24 protein-coding genes and 3 pseudogenes are annotated in these 18,342 nt (G+C 49.2%); 15 read left to right on the forward strand and 12 right to left on the reverse strand.

Features of this window, described 5'->3' with window-relative positions:
- Positions 1-49: 49 nt before the first annotated feature.
- Positions 50-555 (reverse strand): annotated as a pseudogene (locus ABSH60_RS22305) (resolvase).
- Between ABSH60_RS22305 and ABSH60_RS22310 the strand changes: the two are divergent.
- Together ABSH60_RS22310 and ABSH60_RS22315 are read left to right on the forward strand one after the other, a co-directional pair.
- Positions 503-1,252, forward strand: a pseudogene (locus ABSH60_RS22310) (Tn3 family transposase); the annotation flags it as partial. The pseudogenes ABSH60_RS22305 and ABSH60_RS22310 overlap by 53 nt on opposite strands.
- Positions 1,253-1,378: 126 nt before the next feature.
- On the forward strand, positions 1,379-1,960 hold the full coding sequence (locus ABSH60_RS22315) for a TetR family transcriptional regulator (RefSeq protein ID WP_390976234.1): 582 nt from the start codon (positions 1,379-1,381) through the stop codon (positions 1,958-1,960).
- Between the two features lie 313 nt (positions 1,961-2,273).
- Here the strand turns inward: ABSH60_RS22315 and ABSH60_RS22320 are convergent, their stop codons facing one another.
- Positions 2,274-2,441 (reverse strand): YhfL family protein, encoded by a 168-nt coding sequence (locus ABSH60_RS22320; RefSeq protein ID WP_072158075.1) that lies wholly within the window; start codon positions 2,439-2,441, stop codon positions 2,274-2,276.
- A 336-nt stretch (positions 2,442-2,777) separates the two neighbouring features.
- On the opposite strand from ABSH60_RS22320, the gene ABSH60_RS22325 reads away from it, so the two are divergent.
- The 4 genes from ABSH60_RS22325 (at position 2,778) to ABSH60_RS22340 (ending at position 6,391) form a co-directional block, all read left to right on the forward strand.
- Positions 2,778-4,376 (forward strand): tannase/feruloyl esterase family alpha/beta hydrolase, encoded by a 1,599-nt coding sequence (locus ABSH60_RS22325; RefSeq protein ID WP_390976236.1) that lies wholly within the window; start codon positions 2,778-2,780, stop codon positions 4,374-4,376.
- A 183-nt stretch (positions 4,377-4,559) separates the two neighbouring features.
- Positions 4,560-5,162, forward strand: coding sequence for a TetR family transcriptional regulator (locus ABSH60_RS22330; protein ID WP_072158076.1), 603 nt, complete (start codon positions 4,560-4,562; stop codon positions 5,160-5,162).
- Complete coding sequence (locus ABSH60_RS22335) at positions 5,155-5,490, forward strand: SMR family transporter (protein ID WP_056773809.1); 336 nt, start codon at positions 5,155-5,157, stop codon at positions 5,488-5,490. Before ABSH60_RS22330 ends, ABSH60_RS22335 begins: the two co-directional genes overlap by 8 nt.
- Before the next feature lie 34 nt (positions 5,491-5,524).
- Complete coding sequence (locus ABSH60_RS22340; protein WP_056773814.1) at positions 5,525-6,391, forward strand: helix-turn-helix domain-containing protein; 867 nt, start codon at positions 5,525-5,527, stop codon at positions 6,389-6,391.
- Positions 6,392-6,453: 62 nt separating this feature from the next.
- Here ABSH60_RS22340 and ABSH60_RS22345 read toward each other — a convergent pair whose 3' ends face one another.
- Positions 6,454-7,233 carry a (S)-acetoin forming diacetyl reductase gene (locus ABSH60_RS22345; protein ID WP_056773817.1) on the reverse strand — a complete coding sequence of 260 codons (780 nt, stop codon included), beginning with the start codon at positions 7,231-7,233 and terminating at the stop codon, positions 6,454-6,456.
- A gap of 240 nt (positions 7,234-7,473) precedes the next feature.
- On the opposite strand from ABSH60_RS22345, the gene ABSH60_RS22350 reads away from it, so the two are divergent.
- The 3 genes and pseudogenes from ABSH60_RS22350 to ABSH60_RS22360 form a co-directional block, all read left to right on the forward strand.
- Positions 7,474-7,887 carry a hypothetical protein gene (locus ABSH60_RS22350; RefSeq protein WP_122096701.1) on the forward strand — a complete coding sequence of 138 codons (414 nt, stop codon included), beginning with the start codon at positions 7,474-7,476 and terminating at the stop codon, positions 7,885-7,887.
- A gap of 135 nt (positions 7,888-8,022) precedes the next feature.
- Complete coding sequence (locus ABSH60_RS22355) at positions 8,023-8,211, forward strand: hypothetical protein (protein WP_056773823.1); 189 nt, start codon at positions 8,023-8,025, stop codon at positions 8,209-8,211.
- 611 nt (positions 8,212-8,822) lie between these two features.
- Positions 8,823-9,458: pseudogene (locus ABSH60_RS22360) on the forward strand (porin); the annotation flags it as partial.
- Positions 9,459-9,538: 80 nt separating this feature from the next.
- On the opposite strand, the gene ABSH60_RS22365 reads toward ABSH60_RS22360, so the two are convergent.
- From ABSH60_RS22365 to ABSH60_RS22395, 7 genes are all read right to left on the reverse strand, one after another.
- The gene (locus ABSH60_RS22365; protein ID WP_390976240.1) at positions 9,539-10,663 is read right to left on the reverse strand and encodes a phage integrase Arm DNA-binding domain-containing protein; all 1,125 of its coding nucleotides are present in this window, start codon (positions 10,661-10,663) and stop codon (positions 9,539-9,541) included.
- Positions 10,647-10,889: an excisionase gene (locus ABSH60_RS22370; RefSeq protein WP_136376633.1), complete on the reverse strand. Its 243-nt coding sequence runs from the start codon at positions 10,887-10,889 to the stop codon at positions 10,647-10,649. The genes ABSH60_RS22365 and ABSH60_RS22370 overlap by 17 nt, the downstream gene beginning before the upstream one ends.
- 43 nt (positions 10,890-10,932) lie before the next feature.
- On the reverse strand, positions 10,933-11,226 hold the full coding sequence (locus ABSH60_RS22375) for a hypothetical protein (RefSeq protein ID WP_390976242.1): 294 nt from the start codon (positions 11,224-11,226) through the stop codon (positions 10,933-10,935).
- On the reverse strand, positions 11,226-11,672 hold the full coding sequence (locus tag ABSH60_RS22380; protein WP_122095714.1) for a hypothetical protein: 447 nt from the start codon (positions 11,670-11,672) through the stop codon (positions 11,226-11,228). Before ABSH60_RS22380 ends, ABSH60_RS22375 begins: the two co-directional genes overlap by 1 nt.
- Positions 11,669-12,289 (reverse strand): hypothetical protein, encoded by a 621-nt coding sequence (locus tag ABSH60_RS22385; protein ID WP_390976244.1) that lies wholly within the window; start codon positions 12,287-12,289, stop codon positions 11,669-11,671. Before ABSH60_RS22385 ends, ABSH60_RS22380 begins: the two co-directional genes overlap by 4 nt.
- A gap of 189 nt (positions 12,290-12,478) precedes the next feature.
- Positions 12,479-13,306, reverse strand: a complete 828-nt coding sequence (locus ABSH60_RS22390) for a DUF2303 family protein (RefSeq protein WP_390976246.1) — start codon at positions 13,304-13,306, stop codon at positions 12,479-12,481.
- 35 nt (positions 13,307-13,341) lie between these two features.
- Entirely contained in the window at positions 13,342-13,713 is a 372-nt protein-coding gene (locus ABSH60_RS22395) for a hypothetical protein (protein ID WP_390976248.1), read from the reverse strand.
- A gap of 827 nt (positions 13,714-14,540) precedes the next feature.
- Between ABSH60_RS22395 and ABSH60_RS22400 the strand changes: the two genes are divergently transcribed.
- Positions 14,541-14,777: a hypothetical protein gene (locus ABSH60_RS22400; RefSeq protein ID WP_390976250.1), complete on the forward strand. Its 237-nt coding sequence runs from the start codon at positions 14,541-14,543 to the stop codon at positions 14,775-14,777.
- On the opposite strand, the gene ABSH60_RS22405 is transcribed toward ABSH60_RS22400, so the two are convergent.
- Both ABSH60_RS22405 and ABSH60_RS22410 read right to left on the reverse strand, forming a co-directional pair.
- Positions 14,737-15,045, reverse strand: a complete 309-nt coding sequence (locus ABSH60_RS22405) for a hypothetical protein (protein WP_390976252.1) — start codon at positions 15,043-15,045, stop codon at positions 14,737-14,739. The two genes, ABSH60_RS22400 and ABSH60_RS22405, sit on opposite strands and share 41 nt — an antisense overlap.
- 164 nt (positions 15,046-15,209) lie before the next feature.
- Positions 15,210-15,857 (reverse strand): S24 family peptidase, encoded by a 648-nt coding sequence (locus ABSH60_RS22410; protein WP_390976254.1) that lies wholly within the window; start codon positions 15,855-15,857, stop codon positions 15,210-15,212.
- Between the two features lie 104 nt (positions 15,858-15,961).
- On the opposite strand from ABSH60_RS22410, the gene ABSH60_RS22415 reads away from it, so the two are divergent.
- From ABSH60_RS22415 to ABSH60_RS22435, 5 genes are all read left to right on the forward strand, one after another.
- Positions 15,962-16,165: a Cro/CI family transcriptional regulator gene (locus tag ABSH60_RS22415; protein WP_390976256.1), complete on the forward strand. Its 204-nt coding sequence runs from the start codon at positions 15,962-15,964 to the stop codon at positions 16,163-16,165.
- A 19-nt stretch (positions 16,166-16,184) separates the two neighbouring features.
- Positions 16,185-16,691, forward strand: coding sequence for a YmfL family putative regulatory protein (locus ABSH60_RS22420; RefSeq protein ID WP_390976258.1), 507 nt, complete (start codon positions 16,185-16,187; stop codon positions 16,689-16,691).
- 183 nt (positions 16,692-16,874) lie between these two features.
- Positions 16,875-17,051, forward strand: coding sequence for a DUF4222 domain-containing protein (locus ABSH60_RS22425; RefSeq protein ID WP_217203791.1), 177 nt, complete (start codon positions 16,875-16,877; stop codon positions 17,049-17,051).
- Positions 17,048-18,073 (forward strand): conserved phage C-terminal domain-containing protein, encoded by a 1,026-nt coding sequence (locus ABSH60_RS22430; protein WP_390976260.1) that lies wholly within the window; start codon positions 17,048-17,050, stop codon positions 18,071-18,073. Before ABSH60_RS22425 ends, ABSH60_RS22430 begins: the two co-directional genes overlap by 4 nt.
- The gene (locus ABSH60_RS22435; protein ID WP_390976262.1) at positions 18,070-18,321 is read left to right on the forward strand and encodes a hypothetical protein; all 252 of its coding nucleotides are present in this window, start codon (positions 18,070-18,072) and stop codon (positions 18,319-18,321) included. Before ABSH60_RS22430 ends, ABSH60_RS22435 begins: the two co-directional genes overlap by 4 nt.
- The last annotated feature ends 21 nt before the right edge of the window (positions 18,322-18,342 follow it).

Raw genomic sequence — 18,342 nt, forward strand, 5'->3', positions numbered from 1 at the left:
CTCAGTATATAAGCGGTTATACTCATCGGCATCATACAGCAATCACGACTTAACCAAAATAACTCGCCTCTGATTGTCGGCACAGCGCCTGAATGCGGCATATCTGGGAAGGCCTGTATCCCGCTGCATCCGCTGTTTACCTGATACTGAGTTTCTTGACCTGCCGGTAGTACAGGACTTTCTGATGCTGGTCCTGATCAGCTTGCTTACCCCCAGCGTATGCGCCCGCTCAATTCCCTGTTTTTGTTGCTGGCGGAGAATCAGACAGTCCTTATGTGACATTGCGGCTATCAGGACGATAAGCATATTGATAATGGCGGTTATTACTGCGCGGGTGAGAGGTTCGACCTGCGAAGGGTTTTTATCTGACAGTGCCTGCCATGAAGTGGAGACATCCAGGCTGATAATCCGCAACTCGTGTTGTTCTATCTGCTTTTTCAGCGTCATCCAGTCACTATTGCTGAGACGGGTCAGGCGGTCTATCTGCTCGATCAGCAAAATGGAACATATTTTTGCGCTGATGTATCTGCTGGGGTTCACTTTTGCACCAAGGATCCGGGATCTTCATGACTAGCGGTTATTTATTCAGGCGAAGGCTGATAAATATCCGGCTCTACAGTCAATTATTTCTATAATTACATGGAATATCATAGAGATAGAATCCCACTTGGATGAAATTCTGAGGCTGGCGACCTCAATAAAGCAGGGAACTGTGACCGCTTCTCTAATGCTGAAAAAGCTGGCCAGTTATCCGAAACAGAATGGGCTTGCCAAGGCACAGAGGGAAATCGGTCGCATTGAGCGAACGCTATTTATGCTGGACTGGATTCGCGATCTTTCACTGCGTCGCAGAGTTCAGGCAGGCCTGAACAAAGGGGAAACCCGGAATGCCCTTGCCAGAGCCGTTTTCATGCATCGTCTGGGCGAAATAAGGGATCGAGGTCTGGAAAACCAGAGTTACCGGGCCAGCGGACTGACGCTGATCACCGCCGCGATCACATTGTGGAATACCGTATATATAGAGAACGACGTTAACCTGCTGAAGAGGAAGGGGGTACATATCAATGAGCAATTGCTGTAACACTTGTCTCCGATGGGCTGGGAACACATCAATCTGACGGGAGACAATGTCTGGCGAAACATTAAAAAACTGGCTGAAGGGAAGTATCAACCTTTGCGGGCAGTTGATATCAGTCAGTACAAAAATCACCTAAACGTACAATGTTTTCCATTTCCCAAAAGGAGCCCATAACAGTGAATTACTATAGGGCAGGAAAATTTTCCATCGGCATGGATAGCGGCCTGAGCCGCAGTGACTCTGGTCTGTAGCATAAAAGCACGTTAAAGTGCCGCTCTTAACTCACTATTGAAGGCCGCTATGTTAAAGGATACGGAAACCTACCATAAGCTCATTACTGCCGCCGCCGCCTGTTTTGCTAATAAAGGATTCAGCGCAACCAGCGTGCGTGAAATCTCCACGTGCGCCGGTATAAGTCAGGGGGCCATGTATACCTATTTCAAAAGCAAGGATGAGCTCATACGCGCTATTGTTCTCGAAGAGCAGAATTCTGCCCTGATGATGCATGATGAGCCCTACACCGGTTCGCATTTCGATCGACTTTGCGTACAGGTGGCCTCCTGTATCAGCGATGTAGGTTACCCGGTAACTCATCGTCTTTGGGTTGAAATTATGGCCGAGTCTGCCAGGAACCCGCATTTGCAGAAAACGTTCGTTTCCAGCGACAAAATCATGCGTGAGGGTATCGCGGGGATTATTGAGAAGGGGATAGGGGCAGGCGAGTTTCCGCGTGAACTTAATTCTGAAGAAGTCACCATCATATTGTTTGCGTTTATCGACGGCCTGATAGCCCGCAAGGCAATCAATCCCGATTTCTCATTCAGCCGGGATGTACCTGCATTCAGGGAGCTGATGGCTAAAATACTTTGTAAAGTATCCTGATAGCCACTCTCCGTGCAATGCGATCCGGGTTGCCCATCTGCCTGCAAAGATGTTACAGCGCCTTTTAAGATGGAAGGCGTTAAACATGCCCGTTCTGTTTACATCAGGTCACCTGCAGAAAAAGTTCAAGCTGGCTTCCACCTGACAGACTCAAAAGACGCAAGTGTCAAAGCTTTACTCCGTTGGTTTTAAACCCAAAGCATTAGAATGTTGTAACTAAAAAAGGGTTTTTAAAAAGGGAGATAACTCTCCCTGTATAAAGATCCGGGTGTGATGAATGCCGGACCATCACGCGAGTAGCGTGATTATTGACTTATTTATCAGTCGGGCCGCAACCGCCAATCCATTTGGAAATAGACAGGCTTGGTGTCAGTAAATAATCATAGCTGCAGTTTTTATCTTTGTTAGACACGCTGCCGGTGCAACCGGAAAGGGTGGAAATAACCGCACCAAGAAGTACAACTTTAATTACGTTTTTCATAAAAAATCCTTTTAAAATATTATGTTAGTAGCGCTTAATGGGCATCTGCTATCAAATGCCTGCAGCAATATACTCTGACGTACAACAAGGGACAAATCAAAAGTCATTATTTCTAAATTTTATTTTTATTAATAATTTCGCTAAGTAAATCATCCAGGATATATATCATTTAAAAATATTCATGACCTATATGGTAATTATAGACACATAGAAAACACATATATTAACGAGCAAAAATTATTCAAAAAGGTCACGAAAGCGGTCAGGCAGCGCTTTTTTCGTTCCCTTTTTAATGACACACTGCGGCAACTCATTTGACGGAATGAACACAGCCTGATGAAAGCGTCCCTCCTTACGGGTTTGTTATTGGTGATCAGCACTGCTGTACTCGCAGCACCGCAAAAGCAATTGACTCAGGCACAGTGCATAGGCCTGAAAACCGCCCGCATTGATGCTGCCAGTATCGGGCTGCCTACGCGCGGTGCAGTGATCACCGCCGTGGCGATGGCCGGGCAGCCGAATGAACCGCACTGTAAGCTGGAAGGGCAGATTAAACCTGTAGATCTGAAATCCCCCGATATTGAATTTCAGCTGTATTTACCGCTCATGTGGAATGGTAAAGCGTTGCAACTTGGCGGTGGCGGTTTCGATGGTTCTGTAAAAGGCGCAGATACAGCGCGTCTGGCTCCGGCGGCCACACCCGGTGCGCTGAAGCAGGGCTACGCAACGTTTGGAAGTGATTCCGGACATCAGGGCGGCGTGTCTGATGCCTCATTTACTCTCAATGATGAAGCCTGGCAAAACTTCGCCGGTGCGCAAATAAAGAAAACTCACGATGTGGCAGTTGCGCTAATTCAGCAAGCTTATGGACGTAAACCTTCGCGGATGTATTTTCAGGGCAACTCGCAGGGCGGTCATGAAGCGCTGGCCGCCATTCAGCGCTTTCCCCTTGACTACGATGGTGCCATCGCCATCCACCCGGTTTACAACGTGGTCGAATTACATATGGCGGGCATCCGCATTGGTCAGGCCATTTACAACACACCGGGCGCGTGGATATCTCCCGCGAAGTCAGCCCTGATCGCCAACGCGGTCAATGGTGCGTGTGACAAGCTTGACGGTCTGGCCGATGGCGTGGTTGCCAATATCAAAGCCTGCGATGCCACCTTCAAACTCGCCCATCTGCGTTGCAAAGACGGTAAAGATGAGGGCGCGGGTTGCCTGTCCGACACCCAAATTGCGATGGTACATAGGCTGAGTAAGCCGGTGTCACTCGGGGTCAGTTTGCCTTCGGGCGACAGTTTTGCGCCATGGCCGATATTGCAGGGCGCTGATGCGCCGTCCATTGTCAGCGTGTTTGGTTCTGGTGCAGACAAACCCAAACCTGAAGCCTCAAATCTGATCATCTCCTTTCCCTACATGATGGGCGATCAGGCGGTGCGTTATGAAGTGATGCGCTCGCCGCAATACGATTCGCTGACCTTTGACCCGGCAGCCCATAAGCAGCGTCTGCTGGAACTGGCTTCGCAGGTTGATAACAACGAAGCGGATATCCGCGCGTTTGTGCAGCACGGGGGCAAACTGCTGCTGATGCACGGCACTGCCGATATGGCCGTACCGCCGGGAAATACCGTGGCGTATTACGAGAAACTTCAGGCGCAGTTTGGCGAAAAAACCGTGCGTCAGTTTGCCCGCCTTTATCTGGCGCCGGGATTCACCCACAGCAGCGGGGCGTTTCGTGTCAGCTGGGATTCTCTGGGCACGCTGGATAAATGGGTAGATCACGGAATTGACCCCGGTCAGCAAGTCATGATCGACACCAATAAAGGCACTGCCGGGCGAGAAATGCCGCTTTGTGATTATCCGTTGTTTCCGAAATATAAAGGTCAGGGTGATACACACGCGGCGAGCAGTTTTGTGTGCGCAAGTGAATAATTTGATTTAATAATCGTGCGGCCTGTCAAGTCTGGCGGGTACCTTTTTCAATTCGATTGCAAGTTATTTTCGTATTATTAACTGTATATATCCCTATGTGAATGAACGTTCTCAAAAAACTTGAACATCCGTTCAAGTCTTGGCATTATCGTCCGCTGTCCGTCCCTCATTTTGGATCCTTCGTTGGCTTATCTGTGTAAAAAAGAACGTCGCGCCTCGCTTCTGGAAGCCGCCGCATGCATCGCACGTCAGGAAGGTCTGGCGGCGACCACCGTCCGGCGCGTCGCTCAGGTAGCCGGCGTTGCGGTCGGGCAGGTTCACCATCATTTTTCCAGCGCAGCTGAATTGCGTGCCCAGGCGTATGCGCGGGTAATGAAGATCCTCAAGGAGCAACTGGATAATGATTGTCAGTCCCTGAGTGCACGTGAACGCTTAACACTGTTTCTGATAAGCCCGCAGGATCAGGAATCGCTGATGGCGATCCCGTTGTGGCACGAGGCAATGCTGCTGACTGAACAGGAACCGCTGATGAAATCCGCTTTTGCGGCGTCTGTTGCCGACTGGCATCAGCTCGTTTCATCAGCCATTGAATACGGCAGGGATACCCACGAATTTATCGCAGGGGAGTCCGCCGCGCACATTGCCTGGCGTCTGATTGGCCTGAGCAGCAGCATGGATGCCATGTCGCGTCTTGAATCTCTCGGGCTGACCAGCGTCTGCGCCGAATACAACCTTAACCGCGCTATCCAAAACGAGCTTTACCGCAAGGAAACTTCTGATGTTTAAAACCTACCTGATCCTCGGACTCGCCATTGTGGCCGAAGTCATCGCCACCAGCAGCCTGAAGAGCTCGGAAGGGTTTACCCGTTTATGGCCCAGTGTGGTCACGTTACTGGGTTACACCATTGCGATATTTTTGCTGTCGCTGACGCTGAAAACGCTGCCCACCGGGATTGCATACGCCATCTGGTCCGGTGTCGGTATCGTTCTTGTCTCAGCGATAGGGTGGTTTGGTTACGGTCAAAAGCTGGATACGCCCGCCGTCATTGGCCTCGGACTTATCATCGCCGGCGTGATCGTTGTGAACGTGTTTTCAAAATCTGTTGCGCACTAAGCGCGCGACGTTATAGCAGCACCGGGAGTCCATCTTGCAGAGCGAACAAAAACCTGATTTTCATGACGACTTGATCAAAGAGCTTCTCTACTGGATCGAAGTCAACTTAAGTGATCGTCTGACGATGGAAAAAGCCTCGAAAAAAACCGGCTATTCTCCGTGGTATCTTCAGCGATTATTTAAAAGCAAAACGGGCCACGCGCTGGGTAAATACATCCGTGACCGTCGTCTGACGATGGCGGCGATTGCTTTGCGTCTGACCAATATGCCGATCCTCGATATCTCACTGTATTATTCTTATGATTCGCAGCAGACGTTTACCCGTTCATTCAAAAAGAACTTTGCAGAAACGCCGGGAATGTACCGGCGCAACGCCTCATGGACCATGAATGGCATCACCGCGCCATTGACCGTTGACGAATTCCCACAGCCGGAATACGAAATTGTTGAGTTGCCGGAAATGGCCTTTGAAGGCGAAACCACCACGCATTCTTATCCGATCGAAGCGCTTTTCAACAGTAAAAACCACGTTCACCGGGCTGAACTGCTGCGTTATCTGGCCACGCCGGAATCATTGCTCGCGCCGGTATGGGGGCTGTCTGATTGTCGCCCTGATACTCACGATGAAGTGGCGAATGCGTTACAGATGGAATATACCGTGGCCCATGAAGTCAGGATCGGTGCCAGTCACGACATTTTTGTGCCTGCCAGTCGTTATCTGAAGATCAATTACCCTTACGATCTCAGCCGACTGAATGATTTCATTCTCTACATGTACTCGGTATTTTTGCCCACCCTCGGCCTGGAATTTATCATGCAGCCCGATCTCGAAAAATACTCACGGGAATCCGCACTTAACGGCGTGACCTGCGAGTATTACATACCGCTGGCGAACGCCTGACGGTTAACCGCCAGGCATAAAAAAGCCTCTCATGATGAGAGGCCTGATTGACGCACACACACTCAGTTAAAGACCATGCCGCCATCGATTAACAATGACTGACCGGTCATATAATCAGAATCCGGGCCTGCCAGGTAAGAGACGCAGCCAGCGACATCTTCCGGTTCTGAGAGGCGTTTCAGCGTAATGTTTTTCGCAAACTCCTGGGTACCATAACCCACCGGTTTGCCTGCTGCTGCAGACACCTGCCGGTCAATCTCTTCCCACATAGGTGTTTTCACAATCCCCGGGCAATACGCGTTCACGGTGATGCCCAGCGGCGCTAAATCCCGTGCAGCAGTCTGAGTCAGGCCGCGGACCGCGAATTTACTCGAGCTGTAAATCGCCAGCTCCGGGTTACCGACATGCCCGGCCTGAGAACAGGCATTAATGATTTTCCCGCCGTGCCCCTGCGATTTAAAAGCTTTGATCGCCGCCTGAATGCCCCAGATAACGCCTTTTACATTGATGTTATAGACTTTATCGACAATCTCAGGGGTGATGTCTTCAATCAGCGTGGTTGGCGCAATACCGGCGTTATTGACGATGACATCAAAACCACCGAGTTGCGCTGTGGCGGCTTCGACCGCAGCAAACACCTGATCGCGGTCTGACACATCGGCCAGCTGGGCAATGGCCTTGCCGCCAGCATGATTGATTTCTTCAGCCACTTTCTTCGCCGTTTCATGATTAAAATCCACAACAGCCACGGCAAAACCATCTTTGGCAAGACGCAGGGCAATTGCACGGCCAATCCCCTGACCGCCACCTGTCACTAAAGCCACTTTTCCATTTTTAGACATACAACCATCCTCTATGTATTCGGTATCTTCTTCAGGTGCTGCGCGCAACGCACGGAAATACCGTCTCCGTACCGTTACGTGAGCTGCTTACTGGTTTACGCCCCTGAGACGGCATGTGCAATTGTTAACCACCGTCACTAACTGTATCGATTCGAATAAGTAGGAAGGTACAGATTGGCCGCGAAACAAGGCCGCACTCGGGTAGAATAGGGGATTAACAGGAATAAACAGGGCAACACCATGACCGATAACAGCCTCACTCTGTTTCACGAGCGTCTCACCACGCTGACGCGCTCATTACAAATTTCACCGCAGGTTGCTGAAAATCAGGTATTGGACCGCATGGCACTGAGTTTCCGCAAACTGCTTAATTTTCTGGCTGAAGATGCCAGCCTAACGGAGCGCGCTTTTCTCCTGCCACCGCACAGCGCCGGGACCCAGGCGCTACTGTCACAGCTTATCGCTGAAAATCTGGCACACAGTCAGCAGCATGGCCTGTTTCGTGACGATATCCCTGCGCCACTGCTCGGTCAGTGTTTTACCGGCATGCTGGTACAGCTGGCACAGAACAGCGGCGATCCGGCGTTACGCCACCAACACAGCGTCGCCTGTGCAAAATTATTCTGTGAAGGTATCTGGCCGGGCGCGGCTTAGTCGATTTATCGCTTTGCAAAGCAAAAATGGTTGGTTCAGTTTAGGGCGCAGAAACGGTTAACTGACGTCATTCCAGCGAAAGACAATGTCTGCGCTGATCAGTGATGAACTTACAGTGAATACCCGGAGGCCCGTATGTCAACGAATGCACCAGCTGCTGCGCCACGCTCGTTCTGGCAACGCCTGACTCGCCGCAAGGTGAGCGCGCACACAGAAGATAAAACGCAGGATACAACGCGTTTGCTGGAAAGTTTTCTGGCGACCGGGTGTCTGTATGGCATTGATGTGGGGAACAGTGACCCGGCGTGGTTTCGCCGCTCCTGACCGGTATACCCGTTTAATGCGCATCAGTTACTGGAACGAACTGTGCGTTTAACAAACTCTTCTCCTGAGAGTAGCCGTTGTGCCTGAATAGCGGGTGTTGGCCTTGCGGATGCGCAATCACAGCATCAGATATGCAGGTTGTTGTGGACGTTTAACGTTTCTCTGACCTCGTCGTATTTCTTAGTTCTCTCTCATTTGCAGAGCCCATAACTTTCGCCGGTTATGGGTTTTTTTATGCAAAAAAAACCCCGCAGTCAGGCGGGGTAATCATTGCGGTCGCGGACAGGGGGATCGCGACGGATAAATATAAACAATAAAACCAAGGAAGGGTAAAAATGAATTGCAGTGATGATGCCGCAATCCGGAAAGTAAATTACCACAAGATGAAAGCTAAAAATAAATACAATTTATATATATTTAATTTTAATTCATTCATACCAAATATATGTCAATAGCATTGAAATACTTAGCAATAAATAATAAAAACAAACGCGATAATTTCCCTACATAACAAGGGAACTAGTTGGTTAGTATTACTGCGAGCTCTGACTCATAAATAAAGTATATATAAAAAAATTAAGTATTCAATTAAATGATAAAGGAATGACGTCATGAAATTAAAAGCATTGGCCCTGATTGTTCCAGCCTTATTAGTTGCTGGCGCAGCACACTCCGCGGAAGTTTATAATAAAGACGGCAACAAACTTGACCTGTACGGTAAAGTGGATGCCCGTCATCAGTTTTCTGACAACGTGGCTGACGATGGTGATGAAACCTACGTCCGCGTTGGCTTTAAAGGTGAAACCCAAATTTCTGACCAACTGACCGGTTACGGCCAATGGGAATACAACGTTCAGGCGAACAACACTGAAGGTAGCAATTCAGGCAATGCGACCCGTCTGGGCTTTGCAGGTCTGAAATTCGATAACTACGGTTCTTTCGATTATGGCCGTAACTACGGCGTGGTGTATGACGTTGAAGCCTGGACCGATATGCTGCCAGTGTTCGGTGGCGATACCTACACTACCACCGATAACTTCATGGTTGGCCGTACCAACGGCGTTGCAACTTACCGTAACACTGACTTCTTCGGCGAAGTGAAAGGCCTGAACTTTGCACTGCAATATCAGGGTGCTAACGATGGCACCAACGATACTGAAGGCACAAACAATCACCGCGATGTCGGTCATCAGAACGGTGACGGCTATGGTTTGTCCACCACCTATGATTTCGGCATGGGTATCAACTGCTAACTTCATATTATTACGAGATAAATGTGCATTCCTGCAAAACTCCTGCAAAATTCTTCTGCAAAACCACCAACGAATTAAACGATAACCTCCTTCCAGTCTTTACCCCGATCGTCGTGATATTTCTCCGTCATCTGGCTATTTTTGTGTCCGAGTAAAACCTGTGTGTTCACACCCTGTTCACTGAAAAGCCGTTCTGACAGAGAACGCTGCTCGTGAAAGGTGGGGGGACTTTCCCCCGTCCATTTTAGGCCGCAGTTATCTCGCGCTTCTGCAAATCCCTTTGAAAGTGTGCTCTTAGTGATCTGCCCACCACGCGTACAATTTCTTCTCGCTCTGTGATGATGCAAGATCCATTGGCTCAAAACTGAATCACGACATTCAGCAATGACATCCTGAAGTGTAATGCCCAACGCTTCACATTTTAAAGAAAGCGGAATGGCAACTTTTGCCCCGGTTTTTTGTTGTACTATATGAAGCTTGTTATCCCAAATATCCGCGAATTTTAATTTTGAAATATCTCCAATTCGCTGTCCGGTAATCATTGCCAACAACATTGCACGGGGAATGTGCACTGGCATCTTCAAAGCCTCTTTATATATTTCCTTCCACTCATCCAAAGAAAGCCTTTGCCTTGTAACTTTCGCTCTTGGTTGCTTAGTTGCTTTCGCCGGATTATATCCAGCAGGAACCTCCCCAGCATGCTGGGCTTCCTTAAAAACATCACTTAGTGTGGAGCGTACCATTTGCGCCATTCGGCCTTGGCCTTTTTCTATATATAGATCCAGAATTCCGGCGATATCTCTGGCACCTACATCTGATAAGGTTTTTATGCCACAGTGAGAAACCAAAGCTCTTAATGATGGTTCACGAAGCTTTGCAGTATCAGCTTTGATCTCCCCGGCATTAACTCTTTCTAATTGAATTAGTCTGTACTTATCAACCCATGCATTTGTGGTAATCCCTTTGCTTACCTCACGGCTAATTTCATTTCTTACCCGGAGAAGGTTTGCCATTTTCCGCTGGTTTAATTGCATATTTGCATCTATTGCGATTGCTTTTGCTTCCTCTTCATTGTCTCCAAGCCCGTGAAATTTTCCTGTTCCTGGATGTTTATAACGCCAGTAAACCTTTTTGGTTCTGGCGTCGGTGTAGCAGGAAAGACCTGGGATATTCACGTTGTATTTACGTGGACGTGCCATCTTCGAGAATCCTCATTAAACGTGGATCTAAGTCCTTGCTGATCTCGGGCTTCTCGGCCATGCCAATAAAACGCGCTGTCGCTTCAACACGCCAGCAACGTCCAGCCTTAAAGGGAAGGGGGTAAATCATTCCGTTTTTGGCATACCTCATCAGCGTTGCTCTGCTGGGTATTGGTGCTGAAAACTCATCGAGAGCCCATTCATCTAACGTTAATGTTCTCGCCATAAATCACCCCACACGTTTAAGTTATAGCTGGCTGCACACCGGCTTACAGATTTGAAAGTTTTTCGATTGCTTGGTCGATAGAACCGATCGCTGTATTCAGATCAGACAGGCTAACCCGGCTCCTCAGTTCTCTGAGCTCTTCCAGGGTGTTGCAGGCTTTAACCTGTTCCATTAAACCCAGAAGATATGCTGGCGCGGATTCAGCAGTAACCGCGGCCACTTCACCAGGACGCAAAACTAAAAGCTCTCTTGCCATTGCTTCAGCCTCTCCCCAACGCAGAGAAGGGGAGCGGTGCGCGATGATTTCCTTCAGACGTTCGTTTGTTAAATTCTTCATTATTCATCTTCCTTTTTAACGATGCACTTGCAGTGATGAGCAAAACAATTAGCGAATGCATCGCGCTGGCTATCATCGATATCAAAATTATCTTCTAACCAGTCACACAGTTTTTCTTTGCTGATGACTGGCTTTTGCGGCGTAATGTATTTTTCCCGGTAAACAGGAATCATACCCGGACCGGCATCCTCTTCACCCGCCTCACCTTCGATGTGGCCGCGCGCAAGGTGCGCGTCGTTTAACCAAGCCACTGGCACCTGATCGCCTTTCAGCGCTGCGAGTTCTGCCTCAAGCCGCGAGTTGGTGTGGCGTTCTGCTTCGAGCTGCTGATTGGCATCCGCGAAAAGCACATATGCACCGTCATATTGTTCGCTGATATAGGCTTCATGAGGCCATATCTCAAAATTGAATCTTCTTAACTCTGGAATATCAGTTTTGTCAGTCATGACAGTTCTCCTGCTGGCGCTAAGAGCTTAAATTCGGCCACCCATACCCACGGGTTTGCTTGCCAGCATCGTTTTGAATCGCCACCGTATATAGAATCCCATAACCAATAAAAAACCTCTCTGGCATCGTGGCTGGCGCCACCCAAATACTGATCACCAGGATTGATGCAGTACCGGCCAGAAGCCGGAAGTTGGCAAATACCCTCGCGGACAACATCACCTGAACTGATATCCTGAAGACGCTGTACGCCAACGTTGGTTATTTCCAACTGAATACGACTGGCCCAGCGCGGCATGTGGATGGATGGGCGCCATTTTATTTTTTCCAGCCAACCTTCCTCCAAATCCTCAGCCTTATGGCTTGCTTTGTATGCCATAGTGGTTTTAGTGCATAACCCTGTAGCAAAGGTCTCACGCACCCAGAGCTGATCACCGGTCTGACCTAGTGGGCAAACAAGTTCCCTGCCGTGGCCGTCTTCAACACCGGATTTGACGAGCACTGATTTGCGCACGCCGGAAGAAGGTTGCGGATTAATAACTCGGCGTGTCTGCGTCTTGCGAACGCTGAGAATGGCGCGAACCATATTTCCATTGAATAAAACAGGGCGCTCTTTCATATCTGCATTCCCAAATAAGTGATTGCCATAACCACGCCGAGGACCAGATAGAAAGCGATATCAGTTTTCATGAAATACACCTTTGCTGATTTCGGCGTGAACGAATCCCTTGCCAGTGATGGCAATTTAATTTCAGTAATAACGATTCACTAAATGCCCCAGCGGATCAGGGCATTTAAGGCCACGCTATCAGGCTTTGAATTCACCGATGAAGGTTTCAACTTCTACGTCGGTGAAGTTGGTTTCGAGCAGTTCGCGGAACTCTGTAGCCATATGCTCTTCTTCGGTTTCCAGCTGGACAATGCGCAGAACCAGCACCGGAGCATTGCCGCCCGTCAACACGCTGTAACGCAGGCGTAAGCGGCGATCGCCCAAACCTTCATACGGCACGCACTTAAATTCAAAAGCCGCTGGCATGACTTCTTTGCTTTTGGCTTCCACGCTTTCCATTACAGAGCGCTTGGCACCGAAATCACTGTCTTCATGATCCGCCGAGCTGGATGCTTCGATGGTGATCTTACGAACGCCGCCGATCGCTTTCTTGATGTCCAGCACTTCGCCGTCAGCGGTAAATGCAATCAGGAATTCAGACCAGTCTTCCAGCCACTCAGCCAGATCTTTCTGTGAGTTTTTGGCACCGTTGATATTCAGCAAAGCTTGGAATGGGGCAGTGCGTTTCAACTTCAGTACAGCGGTGTTATCGGCGTGCCCTGGCAAATCCAGTGTGCCGAAGTTGAATACTGTCACCGCTGCCATGTTGTCGGCGTTGATGAAGCTGCGGACGCCAGCACCTGCATACTGTTTACAGTAGCGGCAGAAGTCGTGAATGCTGGCAGTTTCCATTTTCCCGCGGAAGCGGAAGCGTCCATCCTGCAGGTTTTCGAGAGAATGAATGCGCACTGACTCTGGCAGAGCGACAGCGGGGCAATCAGCGGAGGAAAGACGCTCTTCCAGCAGCGTCGAAAAAGACATGTCGCGGACTTCTTTGATTGCTGATGCGTCTAAAACTTGAGACATAACGATTTCCTTTTTCAGAAGATTTAATGCGATGGTTATCGCGCGTCGCGGAGTTTGCCGTCAGCAGCACCCGCCATTGTGAACAACTGGCCTTGGTCTTCCTGCATGATGGACAACTTGCCGCCTTTGCCGACGTACATCGGGGTTTCGGTGGTGTCTTCTTCCGACGTTTTCCCGCGCGGCGTTGGTGCTGAGAACTTCAGTTTGTGAGCCAGCATTACGCGTTTTTCTTCCATCGAATTACTGATGCGGGAAACATCAATCTCGATGGTGACTTTGCCTTTACCGCCATTGTTGAGAACGCCCAAAGCAGCGGCATTCAGTGCAGCGGCGATTTTGTTTTCGAAAATACCGGCGTCCAGTTCGGATAGAAACTCCGGGACGTTGGTCATACGACTTTCAGCCATTTTCATGCCCTCGTTATCGCGGCGCACACCGCGGGAAATTACTCACACACATAGAAAAGGGCCACCGGTTGCGCACTGGGTGTGCTGGTGGGGCCAGCGAACCCTTGTCTATGTCTGCGAAAAAATTGGCGGTGGTCATGATCAGAACATTATCTTCGCTCCCCCTTGGGTAGGTTGAAGAGTCATGCCACCGCCGAAAGACAAGTACACACAGCAATTATCGAGTTCCACGTCGATCTGATAGGGCGGCGGTAGTCGAAACCGCAACCGGGCGGGATAGGCCCGGCCATCACCTGATGCTTGCCACAACGTTAAGAGCACTGATTCTGTGGTTCAGAAGTTGATTGTTAGTGAGACGCTCAACAACCAATACTCTTATCGTTGTGCTAATTCGGCGAAAACCGAGAAACCTGCTACACTAAAACATGAATAGGAAAATTCTTAATAATTCTAATTAAGTCCCGCACCTATCCCCGAGTTGTAAAAATGCCTGACATAAAACTCTCTTGTGAGAAATGTACTTCTGAACGTTTTGTTGCCTCTTCCAATTACCCCAGCTCTGACATGGTTTCCTCGCTCGTCTGCGCTCTTTGCCACCACCCAGTAGATGTGAGCTCAGTAGTCACATTTAGGGACACTCCATATATAGCCCTCGTTCCGCCTCTGCCAGACCACCTCTTCCAGCATATTGAATCCAGCCGCCAAGGTTAAAATTACTCAAACTCCCATCAAGTTGCAGTTCTCTTATCGTTGTGTGCCTGGTTACTTCTCCACCTCAGGCGGCGGTGGTATCTTGGTGTTTCCACACAACCAAGAAGGAAATACTTATGGAAACCATTCCAGTTGATCTGATAACTCTCGCAAGAAGAATTCAAACCCTTGAAAACGCATTCACTGTCGCAATTCATTCCATTTCTACTGCTTTACCTACAGTTAAAAGCGACGTTATTGAAAATTTAAATCGCCACGCGCAAGCTTATGAAGTTAAAGATCCGGTTATTGCAGAGACAGCCAAATCTCTTGTTAAACGGATTGAGTCTTTGAACCCTCAAGTGAAATCTTAGCTTTCGTAATTTCTGAATCTTCAATATATGCGGATTCAAAAAACTCAAAAATAACAGCAGGTTTAATTGATGCTTCTACCTGTAGCGCCGCAGATTTTTGAAGCATCTCAATTCTGTCCGTTACTTCTTGCAGCGCTTTCTGATAATGCTTTTGCATAGAAAGCGCTTCTTTCAATTGAACCGCCGCTCCGATCTTGTCCTGCATCCACTTCAGTAACTCTCCATTACTCAGGTTACTGGCAATAATTACCGGCTCTTGCTTATCCATTCTGATACCTCATTAAGCTGAAGTGCTCTTATCGTTGTGCTGCCCTGATGTGATTCAGTATTAGCAAACTTACATTTACTGTCAATAAAAAGTTAAGTTAACTTACACTTAAATTTTGGACACAAAAAAGCCCGCGCATGGCGGGCCTTAAAAGATAGCTATGATTAGTGGAAATCGATGATGATCTGTTTCACGACACCAACCAACTTGCAGCTGCTATCAATTAAAATAGGTTTGAAGTCTGGATTAAGCGGCATTAGGTAGTGATTTGGGCCATCTATTTCCAATTTCTTAATAGTGGCCTGGCTGCTCCCATCAACTTGCGCCACCACAATGCGGCCGTTGGCCTCATCGATGAACCCAAATTCAGGATCCACAATAACTATGGAACCATCGGGAATGCTCAAGGCACCAGTTGAGGTCATAGACGCCCCCTTTACCTTGAGGGCAAACGAGTTATCTGAAACCTTCGCAGTTGTCTCTATCCATTCCGTATTGCTCGCAGTCAACTTATCGCTGATTACGTCAGTCCATGCCCCGGCCTGAACCCAAGATATGAGCGGAACACTTTTAGAACGACCGGCATTGATCCTGCTTGGAGCGTCGATTTCACCTTGACCCTTCAACAGCCAGTCAGGCGAAGACTGTAGAACAGTGGCTAATTTCAGCAGGCTTTCGCTTGATGGTACGGTGGCGTCGTTTTCCCATTGGGTGACAGCCGAGGCGGAGACGCCCACATATTCAGCCACATCCTTTTGAGTCATTTTCAACTGACGCCGCCTAAATTTTACACGGCTTCCCACGGTATTCATCAGAACCTCCCGTCATTTTCAATGTTAGCTATCTTACATTTAGTTGACGTAAGTATTCTGTGAATATACGATGTAAGTATACTTACTTTAAGGGTGGGGGAAGCATGTTTAAAAGTGATGTTCTCAAACATTTTGGCGGAACTTCGAAGGCAGCAAGCGCATTGGATATTTCTCATAGTGCCGTTTGTCAGTGGGGCAACGTTATCCCGGAAAAACAGGCGATGAAAGTTGAAAGAATTACGAAGGGGAAAATTAAGTACGTCCCTTCCATGTACGAAAAGGCTAGCACCGCTGGCGCCCAGCCATAACTACCGAAGGAAAAACGAAATGGTAGACCTGAAATCAACAGTTAAAGCGATGTGCAAAGCATTCCCCGGCGGGCGTTCTGCCATGGCTGGCGCTTTGGGCATGACCGAAACGCAATTCAACAACAACCTGTACGAAAAGAATGGCTGTCGCTTCTTCGAGGTTGCAGAGCTTGAAGCGATGGATGACATCAGTGGTGCCAATCAACTGGCGAACTACTTCGCTCAGCGCCGCGGCGGCTTTTTCGTTGAAATCCCAAATCGTGACGAACTGGACCACGTTGATCTGTTCATCAAGGGGGTAAAGGTTGCGGCTAAGAGCGGGAAGGTTGATCAGCAGATAAATACTTCGATAGCAGACGACGGGGTTATTGATGAAAACGAGAGGACAGAAATTATGGCGCTTCATCGTAAGCATTTAGCTGCCCGTGATGAGTATGTGAAGTCAGTAGTGGCCTTGCATGAAAAGGTTGACGCCCCAAGTGTGCAGCTCGGGGCGTCGGGTGCATTAACTAAACGTGTGGAGTAATCAACGCATGAACAGTTTACTCATAAAAGCCGGAGTTCCGCAAATCCGCTGTATAGCGACTGTCGGTACCGCTGGATCTCTTTCGTACGAAGTGATGATAGGCAACCGCTGGATCCCGTGCAACTACCAGTTCGCGGCATGGTGGGTAGGTTACGTCTGTGAGCACAGCCGGAAGGTGAGCGCATGCCTGAAGAAATCCAAAAGCTGGACCGGCGTTACAAGGATTGGCGGGGCGTTGTGGTACACGTCGTGGGATTCGACCGAGCGGGGGATCGCGTCATCTTCCTGCGCACCGGCTATCCGCATGAATGCGCCCAGCCTACTGAACAATTCCGGCGAAAATTCACGAGGATCCTATGAGCGTTAAGTTATCCGCATACGTCTGGGACGGGCTGGCTCAGGCTGGCGTGAAAGGTACCCAATTGCTGGTAATGCTGCGTCTTGCGGATTTCTCCAGCGATGAAGGGACCTGCTATCCGGGTATTGAGACGATTGCGCGTCAGATTGGCGCTGGCCGCAGCACTGTCATTACGGCCATCACTCAGTTGCAGAAAGATGGCTGGTTATCTCGAGAAGAACGCCGCAAGGGCAACCGCAATAAAACCAACCTGTATTACCTGAACGTGAAGAAGCTCCGCGAGGCAGCTGCGGGTTTCTATTCTGATAGTCCAGTTTCTGAACATTCAGATTCTGAACGTTCAAATTCTGAATATTCAGATTCTGAACGTCCAGAAAACGTGAATAAAAGCGGTTTTGACCGTCCAGAATCTGGAGGGGATCCGTTAGTAAATTCAAAACAAGATCCATCAGATATAAAAACCTTTTGTCAGCCTGCTGCGCAGACCGACGCCGAGGTTGAAATTACTGATCAGGCTAAACAGGCACTGAAACACCTGAACCAAATCACCGGATCACGTTACCAGCCTGCCAACAGCTCGCTAGAAAACATGCGTGCCCGTCTGCGAGAAGGCCACACCTTGGAAGAACTGCTGCTGGTTATCGAATACAAGCAGGTTCACTGGGGCGACTCTCCGAAGATGGCCGAGTATCTGCGCCCGGCAACGTTGTTCCAGCCAGCAAAATTCGAAGGCTACCTGCTCAGCGCGACCAAATGGGGGAAGAGTGGCCGCCCGGTCTGTGTGAACGGAAAGTGGACCGTTGATGGTGAAGTTGCAGTTGATACCGCCGAGCGTGATGCGGCATACCGTCGGTTCATCAGTGGTGTAGCGGCAACCAAAGCCCCGAGCGAGTTGGAAAAACTGGTGTGCACCGAGGCCAGCAAGGCCAGCGTCCGCAGCATGCGCAGTGACTTCGCCATCACCACATGGGCCAAGATTTGGAAAGACTGCGCCCAGCGTCAGCAGGGAGTGAAAGCAGCATGAAATCATACCCAGAATTAGTTCTCGAAGAGCTACAACACGATAACACCCCGCGTACATCGGCACAGATTGAAGCCCAGATCGCCGCCAGAACGGGTGTGACACCGCACAAGACGGCAGTGCACGGCGCAATCATCGCATTAAGAGCCCGGCCTGAAGTGCACCTGATTCATACCGAGACTTATCCGCGCAAATACAGCCTTGCAACACTATCAGGTTCAGTGAAAACCAAGGCAGAAATCAGTGCTTAGTTTGAACGCAATCTGTGGGCA

The organism is Rahnella sp. R3(2024), from assembly GCF_042920125.1.
In the GTDB taxonomy this organism is placed as follows: Bacteria; Pseudomonadota; Gammaproteobacteria; order Enterobacterales; family Enterobacteriaceae; genus Rahnella; species Rahnella rivi.